Genomic DNA, 15,930 nt, shown 5'->3' with positions numbered 1-15,930 from the left:
TTACCCCCGTCTGGCTTCAGTGACGACCTCCGGACTACGTACCACCTGCATGGAATCGATTGACTGGGTGATGGTTGTACCGGCTCCTATTACAGTATCGGCACCAACGTCAATTTCTTGAATGATGGTCGCTCCTGCTCCTATATGCACCCTTTGTGCCAGCCGTACTGAACCACACAACGTGGCGCCGGGAGCAATGTGGCAAAACCCGTCTATTGCGCAATCGTGGTCGATGCGGGCACCAGTATTAATGATGACGTGCTTGCCGAGTACAGCGCCCGTCTGAATGATTGCACCGGCAAGTATTTGCACGCCTTCGGCAAGTTTTGTATCGGCGGCAATAATGGCTGATGGGTGAATAACACGGCAGAAGGAAAAGCCCGCGTTTTCATATTTTTCTGTTACCCGGTTTCGTGTATCTGTGAAGGGGACGGAACCAACGCCGTTAGCGAGTCTGACGGTGTCGGGTGAAAAGCTGGATAGAATGTCATCTGTGCCGAGATAAGGGATGTCCCGCCACTCAGTAAATTGAGGTACCGGATCCAGAAACCCTTGTATCTGTTGACCGTTGCACAGCAACGCGTCGGCCACGACTCTTGCATGTCCGCCAGTGCCTAATATGAGAATGGGTAAATCAGATGAATTCATCCTGATCGTAGTCCTTGCTGGCGATTGTATTGATGGTGTCCCAATAACAGGCTGGTGAGAGGCCATTGCCGGGTCTTTTGGCGGTAATATCGCGAGCTGTCAGTGTCTGACCACTTTTAATCCGTTGCGCAGCTACCAGGCTTTTTCTGGCCGCTTGCATATTGATGGCTTCGGCTGGACTGGCGCGTTTTTCGGCACTACCGAGCAGCGTTTCTGTGCGCCGGATAGCATCAACCAGCTGCCGTAGTTCATCGGCTTCCAGTGATGCCTGATGGTCAGGACCGGGAAGGTTGCGACTCAGCGTGAAGTGCTTCTCTATTACCGTTGCTCCGGCAGCGACCGCCAGTGGCGTGGCAAATATATCCGCTGTGTGATCAGAAAACCCGACGGGGCAGCGAAAGCGTTTACTCAGTCTTGGAATTACCCGCAGGTTTGCGTCTTGATCCGCAGTGGGGTAGGCCGTAGTGCACTGTAATATGGTAACCCGGTTTGAAAGAGTGTCATGCGGAATGTTTTTAAGGGCTGCGGCAAGTTCTTCCCGGCTGACGGGCTCGCGATCCGGGTAGCGAATAGCAAAAGCGACGGTTGCCAGCGCTTCTTGTATTTCTTCTTCCGAAGCCATGCCGGTTGACAGTATTAAAGGCAGGCCAGACTGTGCGTGGCGCAGAATGAAGGGCAGATTGGTCAGTTCTCCGGAGGGTATCTTCAAACGTTTTACATGCAGTTCTGACAGCATAAAATCTAATGAAGGTTCATCAAATGCAGTGGCCAGGAATTCGATCCCTTTGTCATGACAGTATTGGCTGATTTTTATAAAGTCTTCATGGCTCAGCTCCAGTGCCTTTAACATTGTCTGCTGGTTTTGGTTTCGATCACCTGATGCTTTTTGATAGTCAGCCTTTTCTGCCTGACGGGTCGTCAGCATGGTACTGTCAAAAATCTGGAATTTAACAATATCTGCTTTGGCATTGAGTGCTGCATCGACAAGTTGCAGGGCCATATCGAGACTTCCATTATGGTTGACTCCAGCTTCAGCAATAATCAGTACGTGCCCCGGGTTATTCATAAAACTCTTTCTCCAGCAGCGATGAGAAGCTCAAACCTCTCAGGGCATGCAATACGTTTGCGCTTGTATCGCCCTGATCATAAGGATTACTGAATGGACCTTTATTGCTATTCAGAATCGTTTTCAAGGCAGACAGAATGTCCTCTGTAATGGGCTCCGCGTCTGTGACCGAGAGTGCGCGTTCTCTGCCTTTTTGCCTGCTGCCTATATTCAGTGTTCGTGTGCCCATTGATGGCGCTTCAATGATGCCGCTTGATGAATTTCCGACGACGGCATCCACCGCTTTGATCAGGGTTAAATAACGCTGCACGCCCAAGCTCTTATGAACGCTTATCCGTTCCGGATTTCTGGACTGAAATTCATGAATTTTGTTGATGATTGCCTTGTGCCCTGAATCGGAGTTTGGGTAAGTAATAATGATGCCAAGCCCAGGTATTCTTTCAAAGGCAGAGAGTATTTCATTCAACTCTCGTTCGCTTACGTCTGTTTCCAGGCTGTCTGGGTGATAGGTAAAAAGAATATTTTTCGGCTGCCATTTGATGTCCTGTTCCTGAATAAGCTGCTTCAGGTTCACTAGTGGCTGTTTCCGGCAGTTTTCGACGCCTGGCGCACCGACCAGAAATACGTGCGCTGGTGATTCCCCCATTTTCATCAGTCGCGTTTGAGCGGTTTCTGTAGCGCAAAAATGAATATGTGACAGTTTGCTGATGGCATGACGGAATTGATTATCCTGGGAACCAAAACTCAGTTCTCCACCGTGCATATGCAGAATCGGGATATTCATCATGCAGCAGGCCTGAGCTACCGCCAGCGTTTCATAACGATCACCGAGAATTAACACAGCGTCTGCCGCCAATTCAGGCAGAATTTCAGCCAGTCCGTTCAATACCGCAGCCGAACGTGTAACATTCCCTTTGGGGCTATCGTCTGAATAGTTCAGAGGAAGTGTTTTATATGAGGTAATTCCATCGTTTTTAATGTCTTCAATGGTGTTACCAAATGTTTTATCCAGGTGTGTGCCGCTGATAATCAGGCTGACCGAAAAGTCGTCAGCTTCATTCAGCACTTTCAGTACAGGGTGCAGCAGTCCATATTCTGCACGGGTTGCAGTAAAGCATGCAATTTTAATCATAACGGCGAGCCTCAAGTGGCACGCTGCTTGGCAGGCTCACTGCTCTGCTGTATAGCCAGTCTGTTTGTGGCAGCGGAATTTCAACCGCCGATTGCAGATGTTGTTGCCGGTGTAGTGGATACCAGGCGGGTCTTGCCTGGATATCGTGTTCTTTAAGGAACTGTAACAGCTCTTCTTTTTCTTCAGCACTGTTCATGATGACAGTATTGAGCCAATGATTAGATTGAGCTTCCGGGTTATTTACCAGGTTGTAGCCAAAAGGCTGAAAGAATTTCTTATATTCTTTATAAATTCCTTTTTTTATGCTGAGGAAATTTGGCAGTTTTTTGAATTGCGCGATTCCCAGGCTGGCATTCAAATTGGGTAAACGGTAATTGAATCCGGCCTCACTGTGACGAAACTCAAATGGGTCCGGGATTTTGGCTGTTGTCGATAAATGTTTCAGGCGCTTGGCTAGTGTTTCATCTTTGCAAAGGATCATGCCGCCAGCACCTGTGGTCATGATCTTATTGCCGTTAAAGCTTAAAATTCCACAGATACCAAAGGTTCCGCAATGCTTCCCTTGAGTAAAACTGCCCAATGCTTCGGCGGCATCTTCAATTAATGGGATTGACCAATTACGGCATATCTCGGCAATTTCCGCTATCTTTGCCGGCTCGCCGAATGAGTGCATGGGAACGCATGCCGCAATCCGGCGTTTACTGGCTTTATGAATGCAGATGTTTTCCTGCTGTTTGCATTCTTCTTCGAGAAATTGAAGTAAGGCTACCGGGCACATACTACCTTCAGGTAAGGCAATATCGATATAAACCGGTTTAGCTCCTGTTTGCAGGATGGCATGTCCGGTAGCAGCAAAACTTAATGACTGAGTCAGTACAATGTCTTCGCTATGAACTCCTAAAGCATGTAACGAAAGATGCAGTGCAGCGGTGCCATTGACTGTCGCAATGGCATGCCCCGATAAACAGAAATCAGCCATCAATTGTTCAAATTTCTGGATTTCAGGGCCAACTGAAGATACAAAGCTACCGCGAACGCAGGCGGCAACAGCAGACTCTTCTTCCTGCGTAAAAGATGGCCGGTGTAAAGAGATTGCACTTTCACCGGAATATAGAGATTGCATTAAATCTTTCAGCTGCTCAAACATTGTATTGGTCTGCTTTATAACGTGACAGATTATCGGGAATGCAGAACCATTCGATGGTTTTCTTCAGACCTTCTTCCAGTGATATCTGATGTTTATATCCGGTAAGCCGGAGCAGTTTACTGTTGTCGCACACCAGGCGATGAACCTCTGATTTTTCCGGGCGGATACGGTTGCTGTCGTGAATAATGTCGACACCGGAATTCATGATGTCACGGATCATATGAACGGTATCCAGAATGGATACTTCGGTGTTGCTGCCGATGTTGATTACTTCGCCAAGAGTCTGCTCTTTACCCAGTAAACTGATTAGACCATTACAGGTATCTTCAACAAAGTTAAAGTCGCGCGTCGGAGAAAGGTCACCAAGCTGTATATGGGTTTTGCCAGCAGCAATCTGCGTGATAATGGTCGGAATGACAGCACGTGCAGATTGGCGCGGACCGTAGGTGTTGAAAGGACGCGCCAGCGTGACTGGAAGATCAAATGCGTTGTAGTAACTCATTGCCATTGAATCAGAACTGATCTTGGACGCGCTATATGGAGACTGTGGCTGCAGTGGATGGTCTTCATCTATCGGTATATAGCGGGCAGTACCATAGACTTCGCTTGTCGATGTCTGAATAAAATGCTCGATGTTTTCGTTGCGTGCCGCCTGAAGTAAATTGACGGTGCCTTCAATATTGGTGGCAACGTAGCTGGCCGGCGCCTGATAAGAGTAAGGAATTGCAATCAGTGCGGCCAGATTAAAGACAGAAGAGCAGCCCTTGACCGCTTGTTGGCAGAAAAATGGATCGCGGATGTCACCACTGATCATTTCCATATCTTGCGTAAACGCAGAATTGTCCAGCCATCCCCAGGAGTTAAAGGAATTATAGAGCGTCATAGCTCTCACCGGATATCCGGCTTTAGCCAAATGTTCGGCTAAGTGGGAGCCAATAAAACCATCTGCACCAGTAATCAGAATGGGTCTTTGCATCGTTATACTCCATCAACCGCTTCGGTAATCATTTTAGTCAGCAATGGATCATTTTCGACGCTGACATCGCGATAGACAATCGAGCAGTAGTGTTCCGGCCATTCGTTAAGGAAGTCTTTGAAAACTTTTAGCCAGAGCTTAATAAACTCTGTTCTTTTTTCGCCATCAAGTGCATAAGCATGTGCATAGCCGATTGATAAGAAAAACCAGACTGATCCGCGAAAAATGTAATAGATTGTCTTGAGTTTCTGGTAAATATCTTCCTCAAGAAAGCGTGCAATCCGATACGAAGTATCAGAAAGGCTGCTCATGCTTATTTCCATATGATCAAGTTCGTTAAGAATCCGTGTTGAGACGCGGCGTATGGCGTCTTCAAGTAATTTTAGCTTGTCATCTTGCTCTTCCTGGTAAACCGGATCTCCTGCTTGCCTGATGATGGTCAGTGCACTTTTATAATCACCAGGCAGGTTTCGAATCTTTTCTTTAAAAACACCGATATCATTCAGCCATTCTGCATTATCGATTTTTGCTCCTAATGAGCAGTTGTATGCATGAAGTGTTCGGGTGTTCATGACTGAGGCCAGCTCGACCTCAACACGACGTTTTCCGGTGTAAAGAAAAGGTATGGTTTTAATGTTATTTCCCTGAACACCGGGAGTTGGCATGCCTTGTTCAAGATTATCCCAGGTGCTGTCTATCAGATCTTCGGGATTCTCATCGGTATAATAGATGCTGTCTTTGGAATGGTGCTTCTCCGGGTCAATGTAACCAAAGTCCATTCCAAACAAGAAAAGATTTTCAAATCCAAGGTGAAGGAAAACACCAAGACCGGCATTGGTGGCTGACGGAGTGCAACCAGAAACCACATTGTTTTCAGAAAACAGACTGGCCATCGCGGTGGAATCTTTGAAGTACATCTGCCTGCTTTCATATAGAGCAAAAATCTTCGGAGGGACCTGAGCTGCCGCCATGAGAGTGGTGCCGTTGGTATCGGAACGGGTAACGGTTCTGGAATAAGCCTCTGCCGCAACATAATCGGATTCAAGTTCAACCTGAAAATCAGGATGAATGCCATTTCTGCGCAGTACGTCGCGGGCAGAACCGCAGGAAACAATAATAGCTTTCTTCTGTGCGGCCCGGATCCAATCCATTCTTTCATCTAATGACGGCCCTGATCCAATGATAAGTACAGGAGTATCGGTATGAGTGCTGAGTGGTTTGCGCAGGCGGGGGATACCTGCGCGGAAGTTGTGCAGAGCATTATTCAGCTGGTTGATCTCATCATCGTAGTTTCCCCACAGGCTGTAGTACATCGTGATGTCTTTGCGTACACGAGCCAGAATTTTTTCATTACGATTCGTTCCCCGGTGGTTATAGAAAACGGTTGCCGTAGGAAAAAACGGAGGTTGTTTAACCAGGTGATTCCATAAGATACCGAATGCCGCATTGTCGTTATTGCCTGGCAACAACATAAGCGTCACAGATCTATGCGGGTCATTAATCAGGGGGAGGAAGAGGGCTTCCCAGTCAATGGTAAACAGGCTGGCGTAAAACTCGTCTTTATCCTTTTCACATATCACCAGGTGGTCAACGGAGACACTTTGGAGCAACTTTTCAATATGTAAACCCAACCCGACCCCCATGACGCATAGCATGGGGATGTGGTTATCAAAGGGATAAAAATTGAAATTCTCTTGCGTCAGCGGGCTTTCGTCCACGATCTCAGCCAGCTTTTTTGCTGAAAATCTTGGAATGGTAAAAGTATTGCGGAATCCGGTGGCTACGGTGAACAGCCGGTTGTTCCGGTGGCAGCGGTTAATAAATGTCAACACTTCCGATTCGGCTGCTTCTTCTGCATTGTTGATTAGTATTTGACCAGTCTCGGTGTTCAGTAACTGGAATATGTCCTTTTGCGTATCGGCATTCAGTCGTTTTTTTTCAGGACTGTGCTCATTCAGTAGCGGATAAAGTGCCGGAAAATTATCTCTTATAAATGACAAATTTTTGACTTTCAATGCGGCAAGGCGCTCTAAATTCATAGCAGAGTCTCTGATTGGTGGATGGCCTCGGCAAGTCGGCGACTTGATGGCGTCTTTTTGACTTAACGTAGCAGAGACTGTGCCATATGGGCATGGGTTGATGGTTATATATAGTTTAATTTTTATTCCTAAAGGTTCTTATTATTCTTTAAAGGACTTGGAATTGTTGCCGTTAACAAGGATGTACAACACGAACGCGCTGTTCGGGACGATCCGGCGGCGATTGTGAAATCTGTCGGAGGAACGGTTATGCCTCAAATTATTAATACCAACATTGCGTCGCTGAATGCTCAGCGCAACCTGGATAAGTCCCAGTCATCAAATCAACAGGCTTTGCAACGCTTGTCTTCTGGTCTGCGTATTAACAGCGCAAAAGATGATGCTGCCGGTCTGGCGATTTCCACCCGTTTTACGTCTCAGATTAAAGGTCTGAACGTTGCTGTGCGTAACGCAGGTGACGGTATCGCACTGGCTCAGACGGCTGAAGGTGCGTTGGGTTCTATGAATGAAAACTTGCAGCGTATCCGTGAGCTTGCGGTGCAGTCTGCAAACGCCACTAACTCAGATGTTGACCGCGAGGCTCTCCAGGCCGAGGTGGATCAGCTGGTTGCCGAGATCAGTCGTACTTCTGAAGAGACCGACTTTAACGGCCGTAAGTTGTTGGACGGTTCTTTTTCTGCAACCTTCCAGGTTGGTGCCAACGCGGGTCAGACTGTTGATGTTTCTATCTCAGAACTGACAGCGAACAAGTTAGGTGCTTCTGAGCAATCAGGTATTTCTGCCCAAGGTAAAGGTGCGGCTCTGCAGAATGGTGATTTGATCATCAATAACATTGCTGTCAGCCCATCAAAAGCGGCAGACGATACAGCCTCTACCAAGAACGCTTCCTTTAGTGCTATTGCCAAAACGGCGGCTATTAATGATGTGTACGATCAGACTGGCGTTAAAGCTTTCGCTAACGAGAACGTAGCTTCGGGTTCTGAAATGACTGCTAAGGCCGGTACGGTTACGCTGACCTTAAATAATGTGGATATCTCCCTTTCAACATCGACCGACTCTGCGGGAACCCGGGCTTCTGTTGTTGAAGCTATCAATGCTGTTTCTGATCAGACGGGTGTAACAGCGGTTTCTTCCGGTACTGATGCCAATGGCGTGCAGCTGGTTGCTGCCGATGGCCGCAATATTGATATCGCGTTTGGTTCTTTCACTGGTGGTATCACCTCTGATGCGGATGCGGCTGCGGCTACAGGTCTGGCCGCAGAAGAGACTTACTACGGTGGCTATACCCTGGTGGCTGATGGTGATGTCGATTCTGTAGCGATTACCGGTGGTGATGGTACCGGTAACGGTAATCTGGCTAATGCAGGTCTTAATCGCGGTACTTATGAAGCCGGTGCTGCACAGGTTGCTTCGACAGTGACCACGCTGACTACTGGTGCAGAGTTCAGTACTGATTTACCAACAGGTACTGCTGGTGCCCAGTTGTCGACGGCTCAGGGTCTGGTTTCTGATGGTCGAATCGCTTTCGGTACTTCTGAAACTGTTACGGTAACAACGAATGATGGTCAGTCGGCCAGCTTCAGTGCAGGCAGTACAGGTAATCTGGGTGCTAAAGAAATTGCTGATGCTATTAACGGTTTGGATGGCATTTCTGTAGCAGCAGAAACCAAACTCAAACTGGAAGCCGCCGGTGGTGATGGTTATTTTACTGGTGGGCAGCTTCAGGTCTTTGACAGCTCTACCGAAGGTAACGCACTGATTTCCATCAGTTTGTCGTCAACCGCTTCAACGGTTGAAGATATCGCCAACGCGATTAATGCGACGCCGTCCTCTGGCCTTGTAGCTACCTATGTTGCTGGTGCGACCGGTGGTGCGACTAACGGTGATGTTTTTATCACTGATGCTGACGGTGACACACTGGTCATTACCGGCGGCGCTGCGGCGGGTGGTACCACATCCAGCTTTGATGTGACTGTATACGATGCAACAGGTACCAGTAGTGCCAAGGTTGCGGGTGTTGGTGGTACGCAGACCACTGGTGTTCTGGTAACCGGTTACTTAAAAGATGTTGATGTTACTGGTGATGACCTGAAAAGCATTAGTCTCAGCAGTAACCTGGCTGTTGCTGGAATTGCAACATCAGGTTCGGTCACTGGCGGTAGTATCTTCAACTTTCGTGAAACGAATACTGGTGCTACGGATATCAACAGTGTTTCTGTTGATGCTGCACAGGAACCGGTGCGTGGTCTTAAAGAAGGTGACCTGACTATTAATGGCGTGAATATCGAAGCTGCAGATGTAAGCGCAGATAAAGCGTCTGCGACGGTAGCCTCGGATGGTTCAGCCATTCAGACTTCTGTTAAATCTCAGTCTGCAATCGCGATTGCTGATGCGATTAACAAGGTATCGGATAAAACCGGTGTTACTGCAACAGCCAATGAAACGGTTGTGGTTGGCTCTGGCTCAGCTTCAGATATGACGGCTAAGCAGACTGCTGCCAAGGCGGCCGGTTATGAAGCTGGTGAAAGTGGCAAGTTGTATATCAACGGGGTTGATATCGGTGTGGTGAGTCTCGTTGATGACGGTACAGGTAATATTGATACTGATGCGACCAAGGCGAATACCATTGATCTGATTAACCAGAAAGCTGGTCAGACCGGGGTAACTGCGGAAGATAACGGTGTGTCAATCACGTTACGTGCTGCAGACGGCCGTAATATCTCCGTCGCGCTGGATAACGATGGCTCTAACAACGGTGTCGACCCGGCAGCTGCAGGCGCCAATGGTTTTGGTTCCCTGATTGGTCTGGACTCAGCGGTTGCTGGTATCGGTGAGGCGGATATCGGTACCGCTACTGTATCCGATAACATCGGTACCCGAGGTTCTGCAACTGAAGGCGCAACTTACGAAACTACTTATGGCACCGTGAGTTTGTCTTCAGCCAAAGAAATTTCTTTGGAAGCGGGTTCTAACGGTAAAGATGAGATTGAAGCTCTGGGCTTCAAGGTTGCGCAGTATGGTGGTGGTGAAGATGGTCAGTTCCTGAGCGAAATTGATATCTCCACGTTTGAAGGCGCAACGGCAGCAATCACTGCGATCGACAATGCTATTGGTCAGGTGGCCAGTCAGCGTGCGGATCTCGGTGCGATTCAGAACCGTCTGAGCTCTACAGTAAGTAACCTGCAGGTTACCTCCGAGAACTTGAACTCTGCGAACTCGCGGATTCAGGATGCGGACTTCGCGGCAGAAACCGCCGAGCTGTCCCGTACTCAGGTTCTGCAGCAGGCAGGTATCTCGGTTCTGGCTCAGGCGAATGCGGCTGGACAGCAGGTTCTGTCCCTTCTGGGATAATAGCGGACTAACGGGGAAGGCCAGCCTTCCCCTGGCTGCTTAACCAAGAACCTGAGAGGTGATTTATGAACGAGCTGAAATTGAATGTGATTGACCATACAGCTGTATCACCCTCAGCGACTGCCGGGAAGAAAGCTTACGCCAAGGCGGCAAGTGATCCGACAGTGAGTTCCGACAGCGGCAAGTTATTGCCGCAAGGGACTGAGAAGGTTGCGGAACTGAGTCAGGACCAGGTCAGAGATGCAATCTCCCGCATTAACGAGTATGTACAGCAAACCGAAAGAACACTGGACTTCCAGCTGGATGAGGATAGCGGTAAAACCATTATCCGCGTCTATGACAGGGCATCATCGGAGTTAATCCGGCAGATTCCCAGTGAGCTGGCTCTGGAACTGGCGCAGAAATTGAATGATGAGGAACCATCTTTATTGTTCAGCGCGCAAGTCTAGGTGATCAGTGTATGGGTTAGGTAAACAACCCTTCAGAAAACCCTGCATTGGCCGATAAAGCCAGTACAGGGTTTTTTTGTTTGAGAGCCATCTAAGCTTGATACAAACCGGATGGTTCGGTAGCACGGGGGAGCAGGTATGGCGTCCATTGAGTCACTGGGATTAGGGTCAGGTGTTCTGACCACGGATCTGGTTGAGAAAATCATCTCAGCAGAGAAAGAAGTTGCCACCTTGCGTTTGGATCGGCGACAAGAGCTGGTTGAAGCTAAAATCACTGCCTATGGTGAAATTCAGTCAATGATGGCCAAGGTTCAGTCCGCCGCCAACAGCTTGTCCAGCCCCAGCCTGGTGAGCTCGACCACGGCTACATCATCCGATGAAGATATTTTAACGGCAACGACCTCCAGTTTATCTGAGCCTGGCACTTATAACGTCGAAGTGCTGAACACTGCGAAGTCTCACTCTCTGGCAACACAAACCTACAGCAGTTTTGACGAAATCATTGGCACAGGAAAATTGGTATTTACCTTTGGTGATATCACTTATGGCGGTGGTGGCAATTTTGTCAGTCAGGATCTGAATCCTGATCGCCTGGGAAAAACCATTACGATTGATGACTCTAACCGCACGCTGAGCGGCATCCGTGATGCTATTAACAACGCAGACATGGGTGTAAGCGCGAGTATTATTAATGATGGCAGCGGTTATCGTTTATTGATGACATCAGAAGAAACCGGCGAAGAAAATGCCATGCGCATTGCCGCCCTGGATGATTCCGGAAACATGCTGAGCGGTGGCCTGGCGGCATTAGCCTTTAATGAAAATCAGAATACTGCAGCCAACATGAGCCAGACCAGTAAGGGCGAAGACGCTCAGCTGAATGTCAATGGTCTTACCATTACCCGCAGCAGTAATTCGGTAGATGAAGTAATTAAAGGCGTTACACTTAATCTTAAAAACGCCGACGTCGGAAAAAATATCAGTGTTACGGTGTCGGCTGATACCGATAAATTAACGGAAAGCATTCAGGGGTTTGTCGATGCATACAACGAACTGAAGAGTTTTGTTGACGATTTATCAAGCTACGATGCAGACAAGCAGCAAGCAGGCTTATTACTTGGTGATTCCACAGTTCGTGGCATGATGTCACAAATACGTTCAATGATCAGTGAGCCGATCGTTGGCTTAACCGGTAAATACCGTTCTTTGACCGAGCTTGGGGTTGATACCAATAAAGATAATGAGTATCAGCTGGATTTTGATACGGCCAAGTTCCAGAAGGCTATGGGTGAAGATCGGGCCTCTATTGTTGGGTTGTTAGCTAAGTCTGGTAAAACCACCGATAGTCAGATCACATACGTGAATGACTCGATCAACACTAAGCCGGGTACTTATGATGTTAATATCACCCAGTTGGCGAGTCAGGCGAAATACTCAGGAGGCTCGTTGTCGGTACTGGATTTTTCTTCACCGGTTGTGATTGATGAAAGCAACGATAATTTCCGCATCAATGTAAATGGCCAAACGGCGAGTATTGGGCTTACCCATGGCAGTTACAGCTCCGGTGACGAGCTGGCGAAGCAGTTGGCATTGCAGATTAACAGCAGCGAAACATTGTCAAAATATGGTCACAGTGTATCCGTTGATTACAGCTCTTCGAATAAGAATTTTTCAATAACATCGAATAAATACGGTGCTGAATCGCAAATCTATTTTGCCACAGTTGATCCTAATACAGCTAATACGCTTGGCTTTAATACCCTGGGCCAGGGAACATATAAAAGTGTCGGTCTGACAACGCTGAATGCTGATGCTTTTAATGGCAAAGGTGCTGTTACCCAGGCTGGAAATAAAGCATTGTCAGAGTCGGCGGGGATCAATTTTCAAGCAAATAATGCGACTTTTTCTCTCGATGTCGATGGCAACGGCCCGGTTTCCGTAGTAGTTAATCAGAACGCCAGTGGCCAGGATCTTAATGGTGATGGTGTCTTTGGCGATCGTAAAGATACTTTGCAGGCTATTCAGACAGCCATTGATGCCACAGCACTTAATGGTCAGGTAACCGCTGCATTTGATAAAAATGGTTATTTAATTTTTGAAACCGTTGCTGAAGGTACGGCACGCAGTATTGAATTGACCGGGGTCGGCAGTAGTGTATCGGATACTCAGCTTGGCCTTGATGGAGCTCAGGGAGTGCAGGCCAATGGTAAGGATCCGGGGCTGACCTTTGGTTCTGCCGTGGAGTTTAATGTTCAGGTAGATGGCATTGAAAGTGCGACCAAGGTTTCAATTCCGGCCGGTACTTATGCGACCGGCGATGCCTTAGCAGCAGAAATTCAGAATCAGTTAAATATTACGTTGGCCGGTGATGCTAATTTTTCCGGTGTGGTTAAAGGTGCGGAAACAACAACCGGAAATCGTGATATCAGCACGAATGTTGATTTTTCTGCGACCAATGCTGGCTTCCGACTGAATGTATCGGGAGTAGAAAAAGATGTCCTGGTTAATACCGACTCCGGCGATAATATTGTTGATATTCAAACCGCATTGGATACTGCCTTTGGTGCTGGGGTTGTCAGTGCCAGCCTGGATGGTACTGGCCTGAAATTAACCACGGTTGCAACAGGTCACGAGGAGTATATTGAGGTTGTCAGTGATGGGCAGGGAGCCAAAAGCAGCAGCTTTGCTGATATATCTGCGGGTATCGATTTTAGCGGCGGTCAGAATGCAACCTTTACCCTGAATGTTGATGGCGTTGATATTAATGTTGACGTTAATTCTGATGGTACAACGGGTAGCAATAATGCAGATTCTAACTTAATCGTTATTCAGCAGGCGCTGGATAACGCATTAACTGCGACCGGACAATTCGCTGCCGGTGATGTTAAGGCCCGTGTTGATGACACAGGGCAGCTGTATTTTGAAACACAGAGTAAAGACGGCGTTAAAACCGCAGCAACCTTTGGTTCAGGTGCATCACTTGAAGTTAAAAACCTGGGCGGAACAGCGGCTTCAGCATTGGGTTTATCCGCAGAAACGGTAAATAACGGTTACGATGGCCTGGGTCTGACGGATACGGCCAGAACCTTTGGTTATGATCTCGATGCCGTCGTTGATTATGTCTATAACCCCGAAACTGACCTCGGTTCCTTTAATATCAGCGTTGGTGGGCAAGGCACGGCGGTGGGTTTTAGCGGTCTCGACAGTACTTCGATTGCATTTCTGGGATTGCAGGACGTCAGTGTCTATTCGCCAGTTGCGGCAAAAGGTAAAGATGTTGCCGGTACTATTAATGGCGTTGCGGCCACAGGCAGTGGACAGTTTTTACGGGCGGTTGATGGCAATGTAAAAGCCAGCAATGGCTATTATATTGGTAATGAGGCAACCGATTTTTCCACGCCAGTGGATATTGATGCCACTAATAACACCTTTAAAATTAAAGTCGATGGTGTTGAGGCAGAAATCACTCTGAATCAGCCCGCTACCTACAACAGCGGCGCAACTCTGGCGCAGGCTTTACAGCAAGCTATAAATGATAACGAAGCATTTAAAGATGAAGGCATCGCTGTCAAAGTAGAATTTACGGATGATCCTGAATCCTTTGCCAATAATAAATTCGGTATTATTTCTGCGTCGACGGGTGCATCTTCATCGGTTGAAATGACGGACTTCTCAAATGAAGCGGCTGCAATTTTTGGTTTCGTTCGTGGTGCAGGTGATGGTGAGGCCGGTAAAGATCAGGTTGGATCTATTGATGATGCATCGGGGTTAAGGCTGAAAGTGACCGGTGGCAGCGTTGGTGAGCGTGGCAATGTGACTTACATCACTGGCTTTGGTGATCAGTTGAAAGACATTATGGATAGCTTCCTTAATGGTCAGAAAAGTGTCATTAGCATAAAGCAGGCTGGGCTTGATGATGACCTTACCGGTGTTGACGACGACCGGGCTAAGATGGAAGCCCGTATTTCGGCTCAGGAGGCGCGGCTTAAATCGCAGTTTCTGTATAACGACGCTCTCATTTCTACCCTTAATACCACGCTGGATTATGTGAAGCAGCAGTTTGAGGCTATGAATAACTCGAAGAAATAATGTCTGACAGTGGAGGATGCTAAGGATGGCACCACCTGTGCGAGATATCGCACACGAGATTAGATTGGCAAATTGCGCCACTCTGGTACAGAATGCTCATGTACTTGGTTGGGCCGGAAATGCAGGTTCAGCAGGCGTTCCATTATTAAGGCAGGGATATGCCATGTCAGATCATAATAAACAACTCGTCGAGCATTTTATTAATCTGTCCTGGAATACCGGACGGTTCAATTTATTACGTCAGATTGTGACTCCCGATTTTGTCTATCACACAACCTTTGCCGAAGGGTTTAAGGACGTTGATTCGTTCGTCGAATACGTCAAACAGATTCGAACCGCCATCGTAGATCTTGATGTATCCATTGAAGAGATCATGGCTGAGGGGGATCGTGTGATTACTATCTCAACCTTTAGCGGTTCATTTCAGAAGCCATTATTTGGTTTTCCGCCTAACAATAAGGTCATCGGTTTCAGTGCGGTTTCCACCTGGGAAATCCGGCGTGGGCGGGTATGCAGCCAGAACACCTTGGTTGACCTGGCTGGTCTGCAACGTCAGATGGCGCAGAATTGGGGGAACGGTACGGTACGCGCTGCCGGTTAGTCCGGAGTGGTTGAATCGCAGATACAAAAAAGAGCCAGAACGGCTCTTTTTTTGTATCTGGACTGCTGCTTTCTCAACTGGCCACAGCAAATTCGCAGGGTGGCATGCGGGATATATGCTCACGCACCATCTGCTTGGCGCTTTGGCCACAACAGCCGCAGTCAGTACCAACGCCCAGCTTCTGGCGGATCTGTGCATAGCTGTCGCCTTGTTCGACGGCTTGCTCGATCTGTTGTTGCGTAACCGCTTTGCATAAACACACGTACATGGTAATCAAATCCGGATGCGAATCACTTTGATTTGTAATTTAATCTTAATGCGAAGGATTTGCAATAGCCTTATTGGCTGTTTTCTCTGATTTTCTGAGAAATATTGGGATGGCCAGGAAAAACCTGAGTGGATACGTTCAGTGTTGGCGCTATGGCTGGCCTG

General features: G+C 47.9%; 11 protein-coding genes. 4 read left to right on the top strand and 7 right to left on the bottom strand.

Annotated elements, in window-relative coordinates:
- The 6 genes from NYR02_RS00455 to NYR02_RS00430 are packed head-to-tail and all read right to left on the bottom strand — an operon-like array spanning window position 1 to window position 7,008.
- Window positions 1-648 carry an acetyltransferase gene (locus tag NYR02_RS00455; RefSeq protein WP_260974426.1) on the bottom strand — a complete coding sequence of 216 codons (648 nt, stop codon included), beginning with the start codon at window positions 646-648 and terminating at the stop codon, window positions 1-3.
- Complete coding sequence (gene neuB / locus NYR02_RS00450) at window positions 635-1,714, bottom strand: N-acetylneuraminate synthase (protein ID WP_260974425.1); 1,080 nt, start codon at window positions 1,712-1,714, stop codon at window positions 635-637. The genes NYR02_RS00455 and neuB overlap by 14 nt, the downstream gene beginning before the upstream one ends.
- Window positions 1,707-2,846, bottom strand: coding sequence for a UDP-N-acetylglucosamine 2-epimerase (neuC, locus tag NYR02_RS00445; protein ID WP_260974424.1), 1,140 nt, complete (start codon window positions 2,844-2,846; stop codon window positions 1,707-1,709). Before neuC ends, neuB begins: the two co-directional genes overlap by 8 nt.
- A complete protein-coding gene (locus NYR02_RS00440; protein ID WP_260974423.1) occupies window positions 2,839-3,993 on the bottom strand; it encodes a LegC family aminotransferase in 1,155 nt (384 codons plus the stop codon). Before NYR02_RS00440 ends, neuC begins: the two co-directional genes overlap by 8 nt.
- Complete coding sequence (locus NYR02_RS00435; RefSeq protein WP_260974422.1) at window positions 3,986-4,969, bottom strand: NAD-dependent 4,6-dehydratase LegB; 984 nt, start codon at window positions 4,967-4,969, stop codon at window positions 3,986-3,988. Before NYR02_RS00435 ends, NYR02_RS00440 begins: the two co-directional genes overlap by 8 nt.
- Window positions 4,970-4,971: 2 nt before the next feature.
- Window positions 4,972-7,008 (bottom strand): motility associated factor glycosyltransferase family protein, encoded by a 2,037-nt coding sequence (locus NYR02_RS00430; protein WP_260974421.1) that lies wholly within the window; start codon window positions 7,006-7,008, stop codon window positions 4,972-4,974.
- Between the two features lie 249 nt (window positions 7,009-7,257).
- Here NYR02_RS00430 and NYR02_RS00425 point away from each other — a divergent pair, with 249 nt between their 5' ends.
- From NYR02_RS00425 to NYR02_RS00410, 4 genes are all read left to right on the top strand, one after another.
- Entirely contained in the window at window positions 7,258-10,359 is a 3,102-nt protein-coding gene (locus NYR02_RS00425) for a flagellin N-terminal helical domain-containing protein (protein ID WP_260974420.1), read from the top strand.
- A 65-nt stretch (window positions 10,360-10,424) separates the two neighbouring features.
- Window positions 10,425-10,808 (top strand): flagellar protein FlaG, encoded by a 384-nt coding sequence (locus NYR02_RS00420; RefSeq protein ID WP_260974419.1) that lies wholly within the window; start codon window positions 10,425-10,427, stop codon window positions 10,806-10,808.
- Between the two features lie 138 nt (window positions 10,809-10,946).
- Window positions 10,947-14,897 (top strand): flagellar filament capping protein FliD, encoded by a 3,951-nt coding sequence (gene fliD, locus NYR02_RS00415; RefSeq protein ID WP_260974418.1) that lies wholly within the window; start codon window positions 10,947-10,949, stop codon window positions 14,895-14,897.
- Window positions 14,898-15,060: 163 nt separating this feature from the next.
- Window positions 15,061-15,498, top strand: a complete 438-nt coding sequence (locus tag NYR02_RS00410; RefSeq protein WP_260974417.1) for an ester cyclase — start codon at window positions 15,061-15,063, stop codon at window positions 15,496-15,498.
- Between the two features lie 73 nt (window positions 15,499-15,571).
- Here NYR02_RS00410 and NYR02_RS00405 read toward each other — a convergent pair whose 3' ends face one another.
- Window positions 15,572-15,766 carry a (2Fe-2S)-binding protein gene (locus tag NYR02_RS00405; RefSeq protein WP_260974416.1) on the bottom strand — a complete coding sequence of 65 codons (195 nt, stop codon included), beginning with the start codon at window positions 15,764-15,766 and terminating at the stop codon, window positions 15,572-15,574.
- Window positions 15,767-15,930: the final 164 nt, after the last annotated feature.

Source organism: Thalassolituus pacificus (assembly GCF_025318105.1).
Taxonomy (GTDB): domain Bacteria; phylum Pseudomonadota; class Gammaproteobacteria; order Pseudomonadales; family Oceanobacteraceae; genus Venatoribacter; species Venatoribacter pacificus.
This window is presented reverse-complemented; position numbering and strand designations above follow the sequence as displayed.